Raw genomic sequence first — 17,467 nt, forward strand, 5'->3', positions numbered from 1 at the left:
ATATATTTTGGCGCCCACCCCAAATTGACCTGCAACGACGGGCCAAGACGACCGTTGACACAAAACGAGAACATGAGTAGAACAAAATAAAACCACCACCGCGAAGGCTTGAACGCATGCTGACCAAAAAGCAACTCGACTTGCTGGAATTCATCAATAAGCGCATTCAACGAGATGGCGTTCCGCCGTCCTTCGACGAAATGAAGGTTGCTTTGGATCTTCGGTCCAAATCCGGCATTCACCGACTGATTACAGCGCTGGAAGAACGCGGTTTCATTCGGCGTTTGGCCCATAAGGCACGCGCATTGGAAATTGTGAAGTTGCCGGAATCCATGGGCGGTGCGCCGACAGCTGCGAACCAGGTGTCGCAGCCCCGCCTGATGGATGGCGCAGCCGCGCATAGGGCACCCGCCGTCCCGCTGCATGTTGCAGAGCTGCCGGTGATGGGAAAGATCGCGGCCGGTGTCCCGATTGAAGCGATTTCCCATATGTCGCATTCTGTGGCCGTACCGGGGCAAATGCTGCGCCAGGGCGCGGAACATTACGCGCTTGAGGTCAAAGGCGATTCCATGATCGACGCCGGTATCAATGACGGCGATGTGGTGGTGATCCGGGAAACCGATGTTGCGGACAATGGTGACATCGTCGTGGCATTGATCGAAGATCAGGAGGCCACCTTGAAGCGCTATCGCCGCACCGGTGGCGTTGTCGCGCTTGAGGCCGCGAACCCAGCCTATGAAACCCGAATTGTTCCCGAGGACAAGGTCAAGGTCCAGGGACGATTGGTCGGCCTGATCCGCACCTACTAGGGCGAGCCGGACGGATTTGCCCCTGTCCATAGCCGCCAACCGCTGCGCGCCGCAGAGGTTTCAATCAAAGGCGCACCATTGGCAAAGGTGAGTGCCAGGGCACCGGTTCTGCGCAGGTCGCGTGGTGTGTATGCTGTGCACCCCCCCGTTGGGGGCGCACCGTCGGTGTTGAAAATGACCACGTCATTTTCGGCGCACTCGGAAAATACAGCGCGGGCCCGCTTGCCCGAAATATGCCAGAGTCTTGCGCCGCCCGGAAAATCCGCAAACGCGATACCAGCTTCTGCCGCCTGCCATCGCGCCGCCGCCCCTGCCTGATCCGCGCCATCGCCATCGTTTTCCAGCCAAACCCGCGCGACAAATCCTGAGCCACGTTCCCGGCTAAGGGCGCGACCGTTCTCGCGATTGATCCCAACCAAAGATCCGTTCTCCGCGATCAAAACCTCTGGTCGGGTCGTTTGAAACCACAGCATGAGACCAAATGCCACCGGCAGCACGCCCAAAACACAAACCCGCCCGCGCCAGAGAATCACGAACAAGAGACCCAGGGCAATCATCGGCAACACCAATGGATCGGGCGCCACGACGTACCGCAATGCACCCTCCCAGGTGGAAATTTCATGGGCGACCTTCAATACCCAGGCCAAGCCGCGCCCCAGCACCCAAAGTGCCGGTGCCTCAAGCCCAAAAGGCGCAAGGCAAGCCGCAACCACCGCCGCGGGCATCACCAAAATTCCCATCAAGGGCACGGTCAGAAGGTTGGCCACCAATCCGAATTGCGCGATGCGGTTGAAATGCGCGGCGGCCACCGGTGCGGTGGCAAAACCGGCAACGGCCGACGAGAGGATCACCGCCAAGACCGCCCAAAGCCAACGCGGCACCACCTCTGGCGCCCCGCGCAAATGGTTGAACACGGCAACCAGGGCGGTGGTCGCGGCGAATGACATCTGAAACCCCGGTCCCAACAGCGCCTCGGGGCGCAGGACCAAGACAATCAATGCAGCCAGCGCCACTGCACGCAGGCTGATCGCACGGCGGTTAAACACCACCGCGATCAACGCCACGGCCACCATGATAAAGGCGCGTTCGGTGGCAACATTTCCGCCCGAAAGCGCCAGATACCCCGCCGCCGCGATCAAGGCAAAAACTGCCGCGATCCTGTGGCCCGGCAAACGCAATGCCACAAAGGGCACCATCGAAATGGCCAGACGCACAACGGAAAACACAAACCCGGCCAAAAGCCCCATGTGCAGCCCGGAAATCGCCAATAGATGCGCGAGGTTTGTGTCGCGCAGCGCCTTTAACGTCCCTTCCCCCATGCCAGAGCGGTCGCCGGTGGTGATGGCGGCGGCAAAGGCCCCGATTTCGCCCGGAAGGGCGTCCTGCATCGCGCGCGACAGATAGATTCGCAGGGCGAAAATACGGTTGCCATTGCCGGGCAATGCGCTGGCCAGGACCGGCACGCGGGTATAGCCCACCGCACCGATTTTCAAAAACCAGGCATGGCGGCGAAAGTCGAAGCCCCCCGGCTCCACCGGCCCTTGGGGCGGCGAAAGATGCCCGGTGGTCATCACCCGCATACCCGGTTGTGGCACGACACCCTGTCCCGGCGGCCCATGCAAGGAGATCCGCACACGGTTGGGCACATCTCGCACGCGCCGCAACTGAACCTGATCCAATGTCAGCCGCAAAGCACCGCTGGCGGACCGGTCAATGCCAACGATCCGCCCCTCAACCGGGCCATAATAGCGGAAATCCAACACCGGCCCGGACAGGATATGCGCACGAGCCCCCGCAAGCGCCATACCAGCGGCCAGAAGCCCCAGCGCAATCAACCCCGGACCAACCAGGGGCCCGGACCGCCACGCCACATAAAACGCCCCCCCAGCGACAAGAGCCAAGACAACCAATGCGGCGACCGGCGGTTCCCGCAACAGCGAGAAATATCCCCCAATGCCCAATGCCAGAAAGACCGGTGCCCAGGGCATCAGCCCGCCACGCTGCGCCAACAGCGCGTCACCGACAGCTTGTAACATCCTCATGCTTGTTCCCGCTCGCTGGCGAGGGTAATCAGGCGGCCAAACTATCCCGCCAAAGTTATCGAAAGGTTAACGCCCCATGTCCGACGTTTCTCAGGTGGTGACCCGTTTTGCCCCCTCGCCCACAGGTTACCTTCATATTGGCGGCGCGCGCACAGCGTTGTTCAACTGGCTTTTTGCCCGCGGCCACGGCGGGAAATTCCTGCTCAGGATCGAAGACACCGACCGCGCCCGCTCTACCCCCGAGGCCACCGACGCGTTGCTGCGCGGGCTGGAGTGGCTTGGGCTGGATCATGATGGCGAGGTGATCAGCCAATTCGCCCGCGCCGATCGCCACGCCGAGGTCGCCCATCAATTGCTGGCAGACGGCAAGGCCTATAAATGTTTTGCCAGCCAGGACGAAATCGCGGCCTTTCGCGATGCGGCCCGCGCGGCGGGCACATCGACGCTCTATCAATCGCCCTGGCGTGACGCCGATCCGGCCAGCCACCCGGACGCGCCATACGTCGTGCGGATCAAGGCACCACAGGATGGCGCGACGGTGATCCGCGATCAGGTGCAGGGCGATGTGACCATCCGCAATGATCAGCTCGACGATATGATTTTGCTGCGCTCGGACGGCACGCCGGTCTATATGCTGGCGGTGGTGGTCGATGATCACGACATGGGTGTGACCCATGCGATCCGCGGCGATGACCACCTGAACAATGCCGCGCGCCAGATGATGATTTATGACGCGATGGGTTGGGACGTGCCGGTCTGGGCCCATATTCCGCTGATCCATGGCCCGGACGGCAAGAAGTTGTCCAAGCGGCATGGCGCGCTTGGGGTCGAGGAATACCAAAAGATGGGCTATCCTGCGGCCGGTATGCGCAATTATTTGGCACGCCTCGGCTGGAGCCATGGCGATGACGAATTTTTTTCCGATGCCCAGGCAAAAGAATGGTTTGATCTGGACGGAATTGGCAAATCGGCGGCGCGATTGGACTTCAAGAAGCTGGAAAACCTGTGTGGACAGCAGATTGCGGCTGCAGAGGATGCTGCGCTGCTGCATGAACTACAGGCGTTTTTGGCAGTAAGCGGTGGCACCCCGCTGACGGAAAGCCAATCCGAGGGGATGTTGCGGGCGATGTATTGCTTGAAGGAACGGGCAAAGACATTCCCGGAACTCATTGAAAAAGCGCACTTTGTTCTAACCCCCACCCCCATCACCCCGGATGCCAAAGCGACCAAGAACCTTGATCCAGTATCCCGTAGTATACTGGATGCATTGACGCCGCAGTTGCAAAATGCTAGCTGGAACCGAGACGAATTGGAGACGGTCACATCCCAGGCCTGCGACACGCTTGGGATAAAATTCGGCAAGATGGCAGGCCCCTTGCGCGCCGCTCTTGCCGGGCGTTCCGTAACCCCGAGCGTATTCGACATGATGCTGGTATTGGGCCAGGAGGAAACAATTTCCCGACTGGCCCGGGCCGCTGAGACACCGATTGAAGCATAGATTTATCAATTGACGTCACTGGAATGTTAGACCGCCGCGGCATCCTGGCCCGGCTTGCAAGACGAAGGGAACACCATGGCAGACAGCAAGAAGACCGCGAACCTGACGATTGGCGATCAAAGCTATGAGCTTCCGATCCATAGTCCGACCGTTGGCCCGGACGTACTCGATATTCGCAAACTCTACAGCCAGGCAGGTGTGTTCACCTATGACCCCGGCTTTACCTCAACCGCGGCCTGTGACTCGACCATCACCTATATTGATGGCGAAGAAGGCATTCTTTTGCACCGCGGGTATCCGATTGATCAACTGGCCGGCAAATCGCACTATCTCGAGGTGTGTTTCCTTTTGCTTTACGGCCATTTGCCGACCGGCAAGGAATTGGAAGATTTCGAAAACCGCGTGACCAACCACACGATGTTGCATGAACAGATGCAGCATTTCTTCCGTGGGTTCCGCCGCGATGCGCATCCGATGGCGATCATGGTTGGCGTGGTGGGCGCGATGTCCGCGTTCTATCACGATTCTACCGACATCAATGACCCGTGGCAGCGCGAAGTGGCCTCGATCCGGTTGATCGCCAAAATGCCGACCATCGCGGCCTGGGCCTATAAGTATCACATCGGCCAGCCGTTTGTGTATCCGCGCAACGATCTGGATTATGCGTCGAACTTCCTGCGCATGTGCTTTGCCGTGCCTGCCGAGGAATATGAGGTCAATCCGATCCTCAGCCGCGCGATGGACCGGATCTTTACCCTGCATGCCGACCACGAACAGAACGCATCGACCTCGACCGTGCGTCTGGCGTCGTCGTCGGGTGCGAACCCGTTTGCCTGTATTGCCGCTGGCATTGCCTGTCTTTGGGGGCCGGCACATGGTGGTGCCAACCAGGCCTGTCTTGAAATGCTCAAGGAAATCGGCACGCCCGAGAATATCCCCGAGTATATCGCCCGCGCCAAAGACAAGAATGATCCGTTCCGTCTGATGGGTTTTGGCCACCGGGTTTACAAGAACTTTGACCCGCGCGCGACCGTGATGAAACAGTCGGCGGATGAGGTTCTTGAACTTCTGGGTGTGGAAAACAACCCGATCCTGGCAACCGCCAAGGCGCTGGAAGAGGCCGCATTGGCCGATCCGTATTTCGCGGAAAAGAAATTGTTCCCGAATGTCGATTTCTATTCCGGCATCATTCTGGAGGCGATGGGTTTCCCGACGTCGATGTTCACCCCGATCTTTGCGCTGTCGCGCACCGTGGGCTGGATTTCGCAGTGGAAAGAAATGCTGGATGATCCGCAGAACAAGATCGGCCGCCCCCGTCAGCTCTATCGGGGTGAAACCGAGCGCGATTATGTGGACATCGAAAACCGCTGATTGCTGCGGCAATTGCAGAAATAGAAAAGCGCCCCCAGGTGACCGGGGGCGCTTTTGCTTTTGGTGGTTGTGCATTTGGCCGGGGCGGGAGCCTCCGGCGGGGATATTTCAGGTCAGATGAAAGCGCAGGCCAGCGCGACCGATGCGCAACATCACGAGGCCGCGTCACATGTGCAGGGCACGGCCAAAGGCGTCGAGCACGCTTTCATGCATCATTTCGCTGAGGGTTGGATGCGGGAAGACCGTGTTCATCAGATCCTCTTCCGTGGTTTCCAGCTGACGCCCGACGACGTAGCCCTGGATCAATTCGGTGACTTCGGCGCCGATCATATGCGCGCCAAGCAGCGCGCCGGTTTTGGCATCGAATATGGTTTTGACCAGCCCCTCGGGTTCGCCAAGCGCGATCGCCTTGCCGTTGCCGATAAAGGGAAACCGCCCGACGCGTATGTCATGGCCGGCCTCTTTGGCCTGATCCTCGGTCAGACCGACCGAGGCGATCTGCGGCTGGCAATAGGTGCAGCCGGCAATGGCGTTCGGGTCTACCGCATGCGGTTTTTGGCCCGCGATCAGCTCGGCGACCATCACCCCCTCGTGTGAGGCTTTGTGCGCCAGCCACGGCGCGCCTGCGAGATCGCCAATCGCATAAAGCCCCTCAACCCCGGTGCGGCAGTATCTGTCGACCACCACATGGGTTTTTTCGACCTTCGCGCCAAGCGCTTCGAGACCGAGATCCTCGGTATTGCCAACAATTCCGACCGCGAGGATCACGCTATCGAATGTTTCCTCGGTGACCTTGCCCTTGGTTTCGATATGGGCGGTTACCTGTCCGTTGCCGCGATCAAGCTTTTTGACCATGGTGTTTTCGCGGATCGTCATGCCCTGTTTTTTAAAGGCCTTTTTGGCCAGGCCTGAGATTTCGGCGTCTTCGACCGGCAGGATGCGATCCATCACCTCGACCACGGTCGTGTCGGCGCCAAGGGTATTGTAGAAACTGGCGAATTCGATGCCTATCGCGCCAGAGCCGATCACCAGCAGTTTTTTCGGCATTCTGGGCGGGGTCAAGGCGTGTTTGTAGGTCCAGACCAGATCGCCGTCGGCCTCGAACCCTGGCAATTCGCGGGCCCGCGCGCCTGTGGCGAGGACGATGTGTTTTGCCGTGATCTCCTTGACCTCTGTGTCGGTCGCAACAGAGACCCGGCCCGGTGCAGAAATCTTTGCCCGGCCCATAAAGGTTGTGATCTTGTTCTTTTTCATCAGATGGCCGATGCCGGCGTTCAGCTGTGCCGCGACCCCGCGCGAGCGTTTGACAACCGCGTCCAGATCATAATGGACCGCATCCGCGCCAAGACCATAGGCCCCGGCATTCTGCATCAGGTGATAAACCTCGGAGGAGCGCAGCAGCGCCTTGGTCGGGATGCAGCCCCAGTTGAGGCAAATGCCGCCCATATGTTCGCGTTCGACGATCGCGACCTTCAGCCCCAGTTGCGCGCCGCGTATGGCGGCCACATAGCCCCCCGGCCCCGCACCGATCACAATCATATCAAAGCTTTGCGTTGCCATGGTCAACCTCCCTGTCAATGTCAGGAAAGGCTAACCGATGCCCCCGCAAGCATCAATGCACGCTGCAATCGACGGGCGATATTGCCGCCGACCTCAGCTGGCTTTCTGCAAATTCTGCAGCGTTTCGCCATAGCCGCCATTGGACATGAAATCCTGCTCTGGTGCGGTGTCATGGCGGGCCAAGGCGGCATTGCGATACGGAAACCGGCCGAATTTGCGGATAATTTCACGATGAACCCGCGCATGCAGCAGATTGCCGTCGGCCTCTGGCATCCGTTCCTGCATCAACCGCACACAGCGGTCCTGATCACAGAGGTTTTCCGAATGCATCAGTGGCAAATAAAAGAATTGCCGTGCCGGGGCGTCGATCTTTTGGTCATAGCCTTTGGAGATCGCGCTTTTGGCGGCGGCCAATGCAACCCTGTCAGATTTGAACGCCATGCCAGATCCACGGAACATGTTGCGCGGAAATTGATCCATCAGGATCAGATAGGCCAACGTGCCAGAGGGATAGGTCAGCCAAAGCGCGTGCCGCCCCTCCATTGCGCCCTGCCAGACGGTTTCAAATTTCTCGCGAATTTGCGTGTCGAGCGCATCACTGGCCTGATACCAACCGGCGGGGCCAATTTCATCCAGCCAGAATGCCAGAATTTCATCGGGTTCAACCATCTCTGGTCTCCTTGCAACTGTCCCCCAGTAAAATCATTTTTACAAAACCTTTACTGAAAAGAAACATCACGAATTGCGACAAAGTTAACAATTTACGGGGTTTGCTCGGATTCCTCGGCTTCATCGGCTGCAAATTCCTGGGCAAATTCAACCGCAACCGGCGTGGCGGTTGGGGTCACCGGCGCATAGCTTGTGGTGGTGACATGTTGATTGGATGGCCGCACCAAGGCCCGGTAACCGGCATATCCCGCCAGCGCAAAGGTCAAGATCGCGATATAAAGGAAATAGCCCGGAGGCCCGAAAAACCCCATCGCCCAACCGGTGATCAGCGGGCCGGAAATGGCGCCAACACCATTGATGAAAATCATCCCGCCCGAGGCTGCGGCCATATCCTCCAGCTCCAGAAAGTCATTGGTATAGGCCAAAAGCAGCGAATAAAGCGGGTTTGACATGCCGCCGATGATCAGGGCGGACATCAGCAAGGCGACAAAGACATGCCCCGCGATCATGCCCAGCACCGCGCCGGTGCCACAGACCGCCGCCGCAATCAGGATCAGCATCCGCCGGTCCATCCGGTCCGACAACCAGCCCAGCGGATATTGCACCACCAAGGCCCCGATATAAAACGCCGACACAAACATCGAGATCTGGCCAAGCCCCAAACCGGCCTCCGCGCCATAAACGGCGGCCATGCCAAATTGTGATGCAAACACCCCGCCCAGCAGGAACATACCGACACAGCCCAGCGGTGAAATGCCATAAAGCGCCTTCAGGCTGAGCGGTTTGGTGGTGCCAAACGACGGTGTTGGTGAAATCGACAACAAGATCGGCGCAAAAGACACCGAAACCAGAACCGAGATAATCACAAACAGGGTAAAGCCGGATGGATCAGCCACCAGCAGAAGCCCCTGCGCGATGACAATCCCCAGCACCTGAACAATCATATAGGCCGACAGCGTCTGACCGCGTGTTTCGTTGCTCGAGGCATTGTTCAGCCAGCTTTCGGCGGTGACATACACACCGGAAAAGCAAAACCCGATGATCACCCGACCAATCGTCCAGGCAATCGGATCGGTCAGCGTCGGATAGAGGATCAGCACCGCAGAGATAAAAGAGCCCAACGCCGCAAAGACCCGCACATGGCCGACCCGGCGGATCATTTCCGGCGCAAGCCGCGATCCGCCAAGAAAGCCGACGAAATAAGCCGACATGATGATCGACATTTCCAGCGTGCTGAAACCTTCGATCTGGCCCCGCACACCCAACAATGTCCCCTGAAGCCCGTTCCCGACCATCAGCAGCAGCATGCCCAACAACAGCGCCCAGGCATTTGAAATCACGGTTTTCATGCAGAAATCCTTTGCTGCGCTGTTTCTACGACGCGTATTGCGCATGTGCTGGCCGCTTTGCGATTCGGGTCGCGGCCTGAACAAACGCCTTTCACGGGTGCGTCACGGGATCAAGAGCGAGGCATCCCCATAGGAAAAAAACCGGTAATTCCGCCGAATGGCATGGTCATAGATCGCAAGAATCCGGTCCCGCCCGATCAGCGCCGAAACCAGCATCATCAATGTCGACCTTGGCAGGTGAAAATTGGTCATCAGCGCATCGGTGACGCGAAAGGTAAAACCGGGATAGATGAAAATATCGGTCTCCCCCTGCCAGGGTTGAATGGCACCGCTGTCGCGCGCGGCGGTTTCGATCAGCCGCAACGCTGTGGTTCCAACCGGGATCACCCGGCCACCGGCGGCCTTGGTGGCGGCAATCTCTGCGGCGGCGGTATCGCTGACCTCGCCCCATTCGGCATGCATCTTGTGGGTCGTGACATCATCGACCTTGACCGGCAGGAAGGTGCCCGCGCCGACATGCAGCGTGACCTTGGTGAATTCCACGCCTTTGGCGCGCAACGTGGCCAAGAGCGCATCATCGAAATGCAGCGACGCCGTGGGCGCGGCAACCGCGCCTGTGCGCGCCGCCCAAACCGTCTGATAATCTTCGACGTCCTGTTCATCCGCCGGGCGCAGCGCCTCGATATAGGGTGGCAGGGGCATGGCACCCGCCGCCGCAAGCGCGGCGTCAAAATCATCGCCAATCAGGTTGAACCGCAAATGCCCCTGCCCGTCGGCCCGCCCCTCCATCACCGCAGACAGCGTTTCGGAAAACCGGATCTCCTCGCCATCGGCAAGCTTTTTCAACGGTTTGATCAGCGCCGACCATGTGCCATCGGCACGTGGTTCCAACAGGGTGACGCCAATCCGCGCTTCGGTCACGCCCTGGGCGCTTTCGCGACGCCGCAGACCGGACAGGCGCGCCGGGATCACCTTGGTGTCGTTAAGCACCAATCGGTCGCCGGGGCGCAGCCAATCCGGCAAATCGCCGACCGTCGCATCGGTGATGGCACCGGCCTCGGCCACCAACAATCGGGCAGAGCTGCGGGGACGTGCGGGGCGGGTGGCGATCCGCTCTTGTGGCAGATCGAAATCGAAATCGGAAAGTTGCATGATGTCTATTGCTGTACCTTGGGCGGTGGGCGGCGGAATATCTCGCGGAACATGCCGGGTGTCAAAGCGGAAAGCGGATTGACCTGAATGCGGGGATTGTCCGATTTGCCCTTGAGGTTGAAATTGAACCCGATCAGCCCCTCGCCCTTGCGCGAAAAGATCTGGCCGACGAAGTTCACCACATAGATCGGTGACACCACCCCCTGCATGTCCATCGTGCCGCTGCCAAGATCGTAATAGCCGTCCAGCGAAATGCCCATCGACGGGCCGGTTGCGCTGGACCGGGTCAGGATCACCTGTTTCGGGGTCAGCCGGAATCGCGCCTCGACCTCGCCAAAGGCGATGCCCTGGCCGCCTAGTTGATCCAGCAGGCCGATCACCGAAATCGCATTCAGCAATTCCGCCATCACCGGGGCGTTGCGGATGCGGGTGTCGCGAATATCCAGTTCCCCGTCAAAGGTGCCGGTCGCCCCGGTCGGCAACAGTTTCAGTACGAAACTGCCGCCCTGCACATTCTTCAACAATCCCGCATCGCGCAGCGTGCCGCCCGCGTCGTCGGATTTGATGACGAATTGGCTGCCCTTGTTTGTCGGTTCCACCGTGCCGCGCACCGGCGTGCCGCCGTTCAGCCGGGCGCTGAAATTGCCACGCATTCCGGTCTGGGTGGTGAAATCGCCGCGAAAATCGGTCAATATGATGCCATCGGAAATCTGCAACCGATCCGGTGCCAAGGTCAGCGGCGAGGTGCCGCCACCTGTTGCCGATGCGCCGCCACCGCCGCCCTTGGTCGAGGTAAACGGCGCATTGCGCATGTCGATCTTGCCGCCGCCGACCAGCACCGCCGGTGCCGCGCCAGCGCCACGCCCGGTCAGGGTCACCGGCGCATCCAGCCAGCCCCCCACCCGCAACCGCGAAATCGCCAGCGACCGCAGACCGCCGCCTTCGGCCAGCGCCAAACTGCCCTCCATATCCAGCCCCGGTGCCGACAATGACAGCCGGTCAAGCCGGGCCGGCGTGCCAAGCGTGCCATTGATCTGCAAGGCCCCTTTGGCCCCGGTCGGTTTGGACCAGCCGATCGCATCCAGTTTCAGCCCCAACCCGACAAGATCGGAGCTGAGTGAGAATTCCGGCGTCACATCTTTTTGCAGATCCATCGACAACCGACCGCTGCCCCGCCCCGACAAGGATCCTGGCGGCAGGGTGATGGCAAAGGCCTCAAGGAATTCCTGCGAAATGGCAACATCGGCTTCGACCCGGCCAACGGGGTTTTCCTGCTCTGCCGCAATCGGGGTCTGCCAGAAACCGTCAAAGGGCACGCCTTCGACCGTGCCAGCCCCGGCAATGCGAAATGTCTGGTTGTCGGCAGACACCCGAAGCACATCCGCCGCCAGAACCTTGTTCGGGATCATTTCGGTGCTGATCACGTCAAACACACGGCCCTGAACCGCGAATTCAACATCGGATTTCAACACCTTCTTCTTCAGCGGCAGTTTGATCTTGCCACCAACCCGAAGCGTGCCGCTGGCCAGATCAAGTGTCTTGCCGCCCCGATCCAGCACCTCAAGCGGTTTCTGGTTCAACAGCCACAGCGCCGCCTGAATTGGGCCTTCGGCCGCAATATCGACTTCGGCGGGGCTGTCGGGAATGCGCACGTCGGGAATTGTGAACACCGTGCCGCCCGCCGCCATCTGGCCGCCCTGACCGGCCACCAAATCGCCCTTGTCAATGCTGACAACCAATCGGTGGTCTTCCAGTTGCAACAATCCAGAGGCGCCAGTGACCGGCGGCATATGTTTCATGAACTGCACACGGGCCTCGGCCACTTCGCCGCTGGCATAGAGATCGGGCTTGGTATCGCCGGGCCGGGCCCGCAGCCGCACCGCCACATTGCGCAGGGCCCCGTCCAGAACATTGTTCGAAATCCAGCTGCGGGTGCCCGGTTTGATATCGGCCGGCCAGAATTCCAGCAGCCGCCCGGGCTTGATCTCATCCGCCTGGGCCATCATCGAAATGTCCCACCCCAGCGGCAATGCCGCAATCCGCCCCCGCAGCCGCAGCGGCTGGCTTTTGTCCACCAAGGTCAACCGACCGATGCGCAACACAAACGGATTCAGCGCCAAATGAAAGTCGAGATCCGCCGACGACAGGCTGCGCGGCGCATCATAGATATCGCCGGGATTGGCACTGATCTCACTCAGCTTGACCTGCCCCTGCAAGGCCGACGGCAGCCCCGCCGTCACGTTTTCCAATACGGCAGAGCCCTCGCCCTTGGCGTTGACCCATTCGCTGACCACTTCGAATTCGGAAAACCGCAAGGTGTCTTCCTGCGGATCATAGGTGAAAAATGCCCGCGCGTCGGAAAACGGGATCGGGCGGGTGGCATCAGTCGGCTGGACCACCCCGGCGCCAATGCCCAGCGTGGCCGACAACGGTCCCAAGGCACCATCTTCGTTAAAGGAGGTGCGCAAAGCCCCGGAAATCGGCGCGCGCAACACCCCAAGCCAGGCCAGCGCGGCGCTTTGGCTGGCAATGTCGCCGGAAAACACATCCGTCACCGCCACCCCAAGGCTGACCGCGTTGGACCCGATGGCGCTTTCGCCAAAGATTTCCAGCGTCGACGCATAGGACCGCCCGCTCAGCAGAGCGAAATCACCACGCAGTTGCAGGATTTCATTTTCGCGGCTGAGATCGAGATGCCCGCCATCCACCGTCCAGGATTGCCCCGCCCGCGCATCCTGATAGGCCAATGTCACCGCATTGACGTCAACGGTTCGCAAGGCAGAGAACCGGGGCTGAAATACGATTTCATCAATCTGCGCAATCAGCCCGTTGACGCCAAGCCCGGTCTGCCCCAACCCATCCCCAAACGCGAGATCGAATTCCCCCGTCGGGGTTCGGTTCAGCTGAAGGAACACACCAGACACAGAGACCGAACTCGGCTGGATCTGGCCCTGCAACAGCGACCGACGCGCAAAGGCAATGCCGACCTGCGACACTTCCAACAGCTTGCGATCATTCGCTCCATCATACAATTCCACATTGGACAGCGCGATTTCCGGCCGCAGATCCGGTTGCACAAACAGCGTCATATCGGAAAAGCTGAGCGCATATCCCGGCATCTGTTCCGCCAGCCGCGCGGCAATTTCCTGGCGCAGCCAATCGGGCGCGCGCAGCGGTTTGCCCAGGAGCGACCAGCCAATCACCGCAAGGATCGCCACCGCCAGCGACATTGTCGCAATCAGCCATATCCCGGCCCGCGCCGCCCGGGCGCGACGGCGTCCGCGGGGCCTACCCCGATCCTTGGCGGGCGTGTCGGCGTCCGGGTCCGGCACGTCATCTGCTTTGGTCGCGTTACTCACCTGTGGTCGTATTCTCCCGACGAAAGCGCCCTGGTATTTGACAAACAGCCATTTTTCTGGCCTCCCATGCTCTCATATTGCGAAGTGTGCCGACAACCAAGGGATAGCAGATCATATGACCCAAAGAGTCATTCAAACCGGCGAAAGCGTGCCGGAAATCGCCCTGCCACGTGATGGTGGCAACGTCATTTCCCTGCAAGGGCTGCGCCCGTCGCCGGTGGTTCTGTTCTTTTATCCCCGCGATCTAACGTCTGGTTGCACCAAAGAGGCGATCGCCTTTTCCCAATTGCGCGCGGAATTCGACGCGCTTGGCGCCAAGGTTTTCGGCATTTCCAAGGATACGGTGGCCAGCCACGACAAATTCGTCGCCAAACACGATCTGACGGTTCCGCTGCTGTCCGATGCAGAGGGCGACATCGCCGAACAATTTGGCGTGTGGCAGGAAAAGAAGATGTACGGCAAAACCTTCTTTGGCATTGTCCGCTCCACCTTTTTGATCGACGGCGCGGGGGTGCTGGTGCGCGAATGGCGCAAGGTCAAGGTCGACGGCCATGCCGAAGACGTGCTCGACGCGGTCCGCGCGCTATGAGCAAATCCCTGGCGGAGATGGCGGTAGAGGTGCTGACCACCGCAGATGGCCGTGAAAAAACCCGTCTGTCGCGCGCACATGCGCAAACCTGGTTTGCAGCACGCGCCACCGGAACGGCGTTGACCGTCGGCCATGCCACGCCGCCATTGCGACCGGCCCGCCCGGACAAACCCGAACTTCTGTCGCCAAGGGATGTGCCGAAACGCAAGCCCGGCAGCCCGGCCGGGCGTATTGCGCTGCTCCATGCGGTTGCACATATCGAATTGAATGCGGTGGATCTGCATTGGGATCTTCTGGCGCGTTTTACCGACACCGACATGCCGATGGGATTCTATGACGATTGGGTCAAGGCCGCGGATGAGGAATCGAAACATTTCAATCTGGTCTCCGATTGTCTGGAGGCCGCAGGCAGTTTCTATGGCGCCCTGCCCGCCCATGCCGGCATGTGGCGCGCGGCCGAAGACACGGTCGACGACATCCTTGGCCGGTTGGCGGTGGTGCCCATGGTGCTTGAGGCGCGTGGATTGGACGTAACCCCCGGCATGATCGAAATCTTTCGCAACGCCAAAGTCACCCAGGCCGTTGACGCGCTGGAGGTGATTTACGGCGAAGAGGTCGCGCATGTGGCCTATGGATCGAAATGGTTCCACTTCTTGTGCGGCCGTCACAATCTTGATCCAAAAGAGGTGTTTCACCAGCTGGTCACAAAGTATTTCAAAGGCCCGCTAAAGCCCCCCTTCAACGAAGAAAAGCGCGCCGAAGCCGGGCTGCCGCCGGATTTCTATTGGCCACTGACAGAAGAAATCAACACCAAGCCCCCAGCGTCCTGAGCAACAATCGCCCAAAATTAACCACGTTATCTCGTGCAAACCCTTCGATTGTCGGCGATTTTTCGCGCATCGGCGGGTTTCGGCGGGACATTGCCGAATCAAAACAATTGCAAACTTGCACCAATGTTTCTGTCTGGTTAAGGAAACTGCGGGGACAGGTGCCGCGCGACTACGCACCGTGACTGGAAGAACAATACAAGGGGCGGCTGCGGTGCGGACACGGCTGGCAATCAAAATTCACGCGGTGCTGGAAAAGTTTTTTCCCGAACGGCGCGTATTCCTGAGATCTGATACGGACACTCGCTTTATCCGTCTTCGGTCGGAAACCCAGTTGATTGCTTTTACCGGCAGTGCACTTCTGGTTGGATGGACCATCATTGCAACCGCGATCCTGTTGATGGATTCCATCGGCGCCGGCAATTTCCGCGAACAGGCCAAGCGCGAACAGATGACATATATGTCACGGCTGAACGCGCTGAGCCTTGAACGCGATTCCCGCGCGGCAGATGCGGTCGCGGCACAACAGCGGTTCAATTCGGCGCTGGAACGTATTTCCGTGATGCAATCGGAGCTTCTTAATTCCGAAGTGCGCCGTCGCGAACTGGAAACCGGCATCGAGGTGATTCAAACCACGCTGCGCGACACGATGACCAAGAAAAAGGGCATCGAAGCCGAATACGCCGAGTTGCAAACTGCGGTTGAGGCTGGCGGCGCCCTGCCCGGTCAATCGGATATGGCGGATGGCGACACCGTTGATCTGCTGGCCACTGCGCTGGAACGCACGGCACAGGAACGCGACAAAGTGGTCGCAGACGCCCAGGATGCGCTTGTCGCTGCTGACAACATGGCCGCTGAACTGCGCCAGATGGAAGAAAAGAACGACGCGATTTTCCGCCAGCTTGAAGAAGCGATGACCATTTCCGTGTCGCCGTTGGACAAGATGTTCAAAGCCGCCGGCATGAACCCCGATACCATTCTTGACAAGGTGCGCGCCGGATACTCTGGCCAGGGCGGGCCGTTGATGCCGCTCAGCTTCTCGACCAAGGGTGAACAGCCTGCGGCAGAAACCCTGCGCGCCAATCGCATCCTGAACCAGATGGACCGGCTGAACCTCTATCGGATCGCCGCATCCAAGGCACCGTTTGCCTCGCCGCTGAAAGATGCCTATCGCTTCACCTCGGGCTTTGGCTATCGCTGGGGTCGTCTGCATGCCGGGGCGGATTTCGCCGGCTCTCATGGCACGCCGATCTATGCCACCGCCGATGGCATCGTGGTGCATTCGGACTGGCAGTCCGGTTATGGCAAATTGGTTAAAATTCAGCACGAATTCGGAATTGAAACCCGTTACGCCCATATGTCGAAAATCCGCGTGAAGAAGGGCCAAAGGGTCTCGCGCGGGGATCGTATCGGTGATATGGGAAACACAGGACGCTCAACCGGCACACATTTGCACTATGAGGTGCGTGTCGGCGGAAAAGCCGTCAATCCAATGATATATCTTAAGGCAGCTAAAGATGTTTTCTAAGAGCAAGATCAACGAGCCCGGTCATAAAGCAGACGACGCTGCATCCACCGCAGCAGCCGATGCCAAAAAACCGATGATGCCGGCCCAGCCGGAATACAAACCGTCGACCGCCCCCAAGGCGAAGCCGCCCGCATCGGTTCTGTCATCGGATCTGCACGTTGTGGGCAACATGAAAACCACCGGCGACATCCAGGTCGAAGGCACCGTCGAAGGTGACATCCGGGCGCATTTGCTGACCATCGGTGAAACCGCAACCATCAAAGGCGAATGTGTCGCTGATGACGTGGTGGTCAATGGCCGTATTGTGGGCCGTGTCCGTGGTTTGAAAGTGCGCCTGACCGCAACCGCGCGGGTCGAAGGTGACATCATCCACAAGACCATCGCAATCGAATCCGGCGCCCATTTCGAAGGCTCGGTGCAGCGTCAGGATGATCCGCTGAACGCCAAGGGCAAGGCCCCTGTTCCGCGTCCCGCCGGCGCAGAATAAACCACCCGCTAAAAACAGATCGAAGGCCCCGCAATTTGCGGGGTTTTTTCGTTTCAGGGCCATCGTATTGGTTCATTGCGGCGGCATTCCCCCCGCTGCGCCGCCCGGTTGCACCGTTCCTGGGCAGATTGGCAAATCTGGCGGAATTTGCCGGTTTTGTGCGGGATATCACACTTTCTTTTTCACCCGGCATGTATGTATAAATTAGTGTCAACCCATTGTTGGCG

Annotated in this window: 13 protein-coding genes; 7 read left to right on the forward strand and 6 right to left on the reverse strand. The window is 59.5% G+C overall.

The window, feature by feature from the left end:
- The first annotated feature begins 116 nt into the window (after positions 1 to 116).
- On the forward strand, positions 117 to 809 hold the full coding sequence (gene lexA / locus Q4577_RS10255) for a transcriptional repressor LexA (protein WP_303467702.1): 693 nt from the start codon (positions 117 to 119) through the stop codon (positions 807 to 809).
- Here lexA and Q4577_RS10260 read toward each other — a convergent pair.
- Entirely contained in the window at positions 806 to 2,851 is a 2,046-nt protein-coding gene (locus tag Q4577_RS10260; protein ID WP_303467703.1) for a ComEC/Rec2 family competence protein, read from the reverse strand. The two genes, lexA and Q4577_RS10260, sit on opposite strands and share 4 nt — an antisense overlap.
- Positions 2,852 to 2,927: 76 nt before the next feature.
- On the opposite strand from Q4577_RS10260, the gene gltX reads away from it, so the two are divergent.
- Positions 2,928 to 4,349 (forward strand): glutamate--tRNA ligase, encoded by a 1,422-nt coding sequence (gene gltX / locus Q4577_RS10265; protein WP_303467704.1) that lies wholly within the window; start codon positions 2,928 to 2,930, stop codon positions 4,347 to 4,349.
- A gap of 75 nt (positions 4,350 to 4,424) precedes the next feature.
- Positions 4,425 to 5,720 (forward strand): citrate synthase, encoded by a 1,296-nt coding sequence (gene gltA / locus Q4577_RS10270; protein WP_303467705.1) that lies wholly within the window; start codon positions 4,425 to 4,427, stop codon positions 5,718 to 5,720.
- 165 nt (positions 5,721 to 5,885) lie between these two features.
- On the opposite strand, the gene lpdA is transcribed toward gltA, so the two are convergent.
- The 5 genes from lpdA to Q4577_RS10295 all read right to left on the reverse strand — a co-directional run bounded on the left by lpdA (position 5,886) and on the right by Q4577_RS10295 (position 13,809).
- Positions 5,886 to 7,280 (reverse strand): dihydrolipoyl dehydrogenase, encoded by a 1,395-nt coding sequence (lpdA, locus tag Q4577_RS10275; protein ID WP_303467706.1) that lies wholly within the window; start codon positions 7,278 to 7,280, stop codon positions 5,886 to 5,888.
- Positions 7,281 to 7,373: 93 nt separating this feature from the next.
- A complete protein-coding gene (locus Q4577_RS10280) occupies positions 7,374 to 7,949 on the reverse strand; it encodes a DUF924 family protein (protein WP_244689837.1) in 576 nt (191 codons plus the stop codon).
- 92 nt (positions 7,950 to 8,041) lie between these two features.
- Positions 8,042 to 9,298 (reverse strand): MFS transporter, encoded by a 1,257-nt coding sequence (locus tag Q4577_RS10285; protein ID WP_303467708.1) that lies wholly within the window; start codon positions 9,296 to 9,298, stop codon positions 8,042 to 8,044.
- A gap of 102 nt (positions 9,299 to 9,400) precedes the next feature.
- Complete coding sequence (gene queA / locus Q4577_RS10290; protein WP_303467709.1) at positions 9,401 to 10,450, reverse strand: tRNA preQ1(34) S-adenosylmethionine ribosyltransferase-isomerase QueA; 1,050 nt, start codon at positions 10,448 to 10,450, stop codon at positions 9,401 to 9,403.
- 5 nt (positions 10,451 to 10,455) lie between these two features.
- Positions 10,456 to 13,809, reverse strand: coding sequence for a DUF3971 domain-containing protein (locus tag Q4577_RS10295; protein WP_303467711.1), 3,354 nt, complete (start codon positions 13,807 to 13,809; stop codon positions 10,456 to 10,458).
- Between the two features lie 115 nt (positions 13,810 to 13,924).
- On the opposite strand from Q4577_RS10295, the gene Q4577_RS10300 reads away from it, so the two are divergent.
- From Q4577_RS10300 to Q4577_RS10315, 4 genes are all read left to right on the forward strand, one after another.
- Positions 13,925 to 14,398 carry a peroxiredoxin gene (locus Q4577_RS10300; protein WP_244689847.1) on the forward strand — a complete coding sequence of 158 codons (474 nt, stop codon included), beginning with the start codon at positions 13,925 to 13,927 and terminating at the stop codon, positions 14,396 to 14,398.
- A complete protein-coding gene (locus Q4577_RS10305; RefSeq protein WP_303467714.1) occupies positions 14,395 to 15,228 on the forward strand; it encodes a ferritin-like domain-containing protein in 834 nt (277 codons plus the stop codon). The genes Q4577_RS10300 and Q4577_RS10305 overlap by 4 nt, the downstream gene beginning before the upstream one ends.
- A 211-nt stretch (positions 15,229 to 15,439) precedes the next feature.
- Positions 15,440 to 16,753 carry a M23 family metallopeptidase gene (locus Q4577_RS10310; RefSeq protein ID WP_244689852.1) on the forward strand — a complete coding sequence of 438 codons (1,314 nt, stop codon included), beginning with the start codon at positions 15,440 to 15,442 and terminating at the stop codon, positions 16,751 to 16,753.
- The gene (locus tag Q4577_RS10315; RefSeq protein ID WP_303467716.1) at positions 16,743 to 17,240 is read left to right on the forward strand and encodes a polymer-forming cytoskeletal protein; all 498 of its coding nucleotides are present in this window, start codon (positions 16,743 to 16,745) and stop codon (positions 17,238 to 17,240) included. The genes Q4577_RS10310 and Q4577_RS10315 overlap by 11 nt, the downstream gene beginning before the upstream one ends.
- Positions 17,241 to 17,467 lie beyond the last annotated feature (227 nt).

This window comes from Marinovum sp. 2_MG-2023, from assembly GCF_030548265.1.
In the GTDB taxonomy this organism is placed as follows: Bacteria; Pseudomonadota; Alphaproteobacteria; order Rhodobacterales; family Rhodobacteraceae; genus Marinovum.

Excerpts from the sequence above, each read along its gene's own strand:
- lexA (WP_303467702.1), top strand. The coding sequence starts at position 117 with ATGCTGACCAAAAAGCAACTCGACTTGCTGGAATTCATCAATAAGCGC.
- Q4577_RS10260 (WP_303467703.1), bottom strand. The coding sequence starts at position 2,851 with ATGAGGATGTTACAAGCTGTCGGTGACGCGCTGTTGGCGCAGCGTGGC.
- gltX (WP_303467704.1), top strand. The coding sequence starts at position 2,928 with ATGTCCGACGTTTCTCAGGTGGTGACCCGTTTTGCCCCCTCGCCCACA.
- gltA (WP_303467705.1), top strand. The coding sequence starts at position 4,425 with ATGGCAGACAGCAAGAAGACCGCGAACCTGACGATTGGCGATCAAAGC.
- lpdA (WP_303467706.1), bottom strand. The coding sequence starts at position 7,280 with ATGGCAACGCAAAGCTTTGATATGATTGTGATCGGTGCGGGGCCGGGG.
- Q4577_RS10280 (WP_244689837.1), bottom strand. The coding sequence starts at position 7,949 with ATGGTTGAACCCGATGAAATTCTGGCATTCTGGCTGGATGAAATTGGC.
- Q4577_RS10285 (WP_303467708.1), bottom strand. The coding sequence starts at position 9,298 with ATGAAAACCGTGATTTCAAATGCCTGGGCGCTGTTGTTGGGCATGCTG.
- queA (WP_303467709.1), bottom strand. The coding sequence starts at position 10,450 with ATGCAACTTTCCGATTTCGATTTCGATCTGCCACAAGAGCGGATCGCC.
- Q4577_RS10300 (WP_244689847.1), top strand. The coding sequence starts at position 13,925 with ATGACCCAAAGAGTCATTCAAACCGGCGAAAGCGTGCCGGAAATCGCC.
- Q4577_RS10305 (WP_303467714.1), top strand. The coding sequence starts at position 14,395 with ATGAGCAAATCCCTGGCGGAGATGGCGGTAGAGGTGCTGACCACCGCA.
- Q4577_RS10315 (WP_303467716.1), top strand. The coding sequence starts at position 16,743 with ATGTTTTCTAAGAGCAAGATCAACGAGCCCGGTCATAAAGCAGACGAC.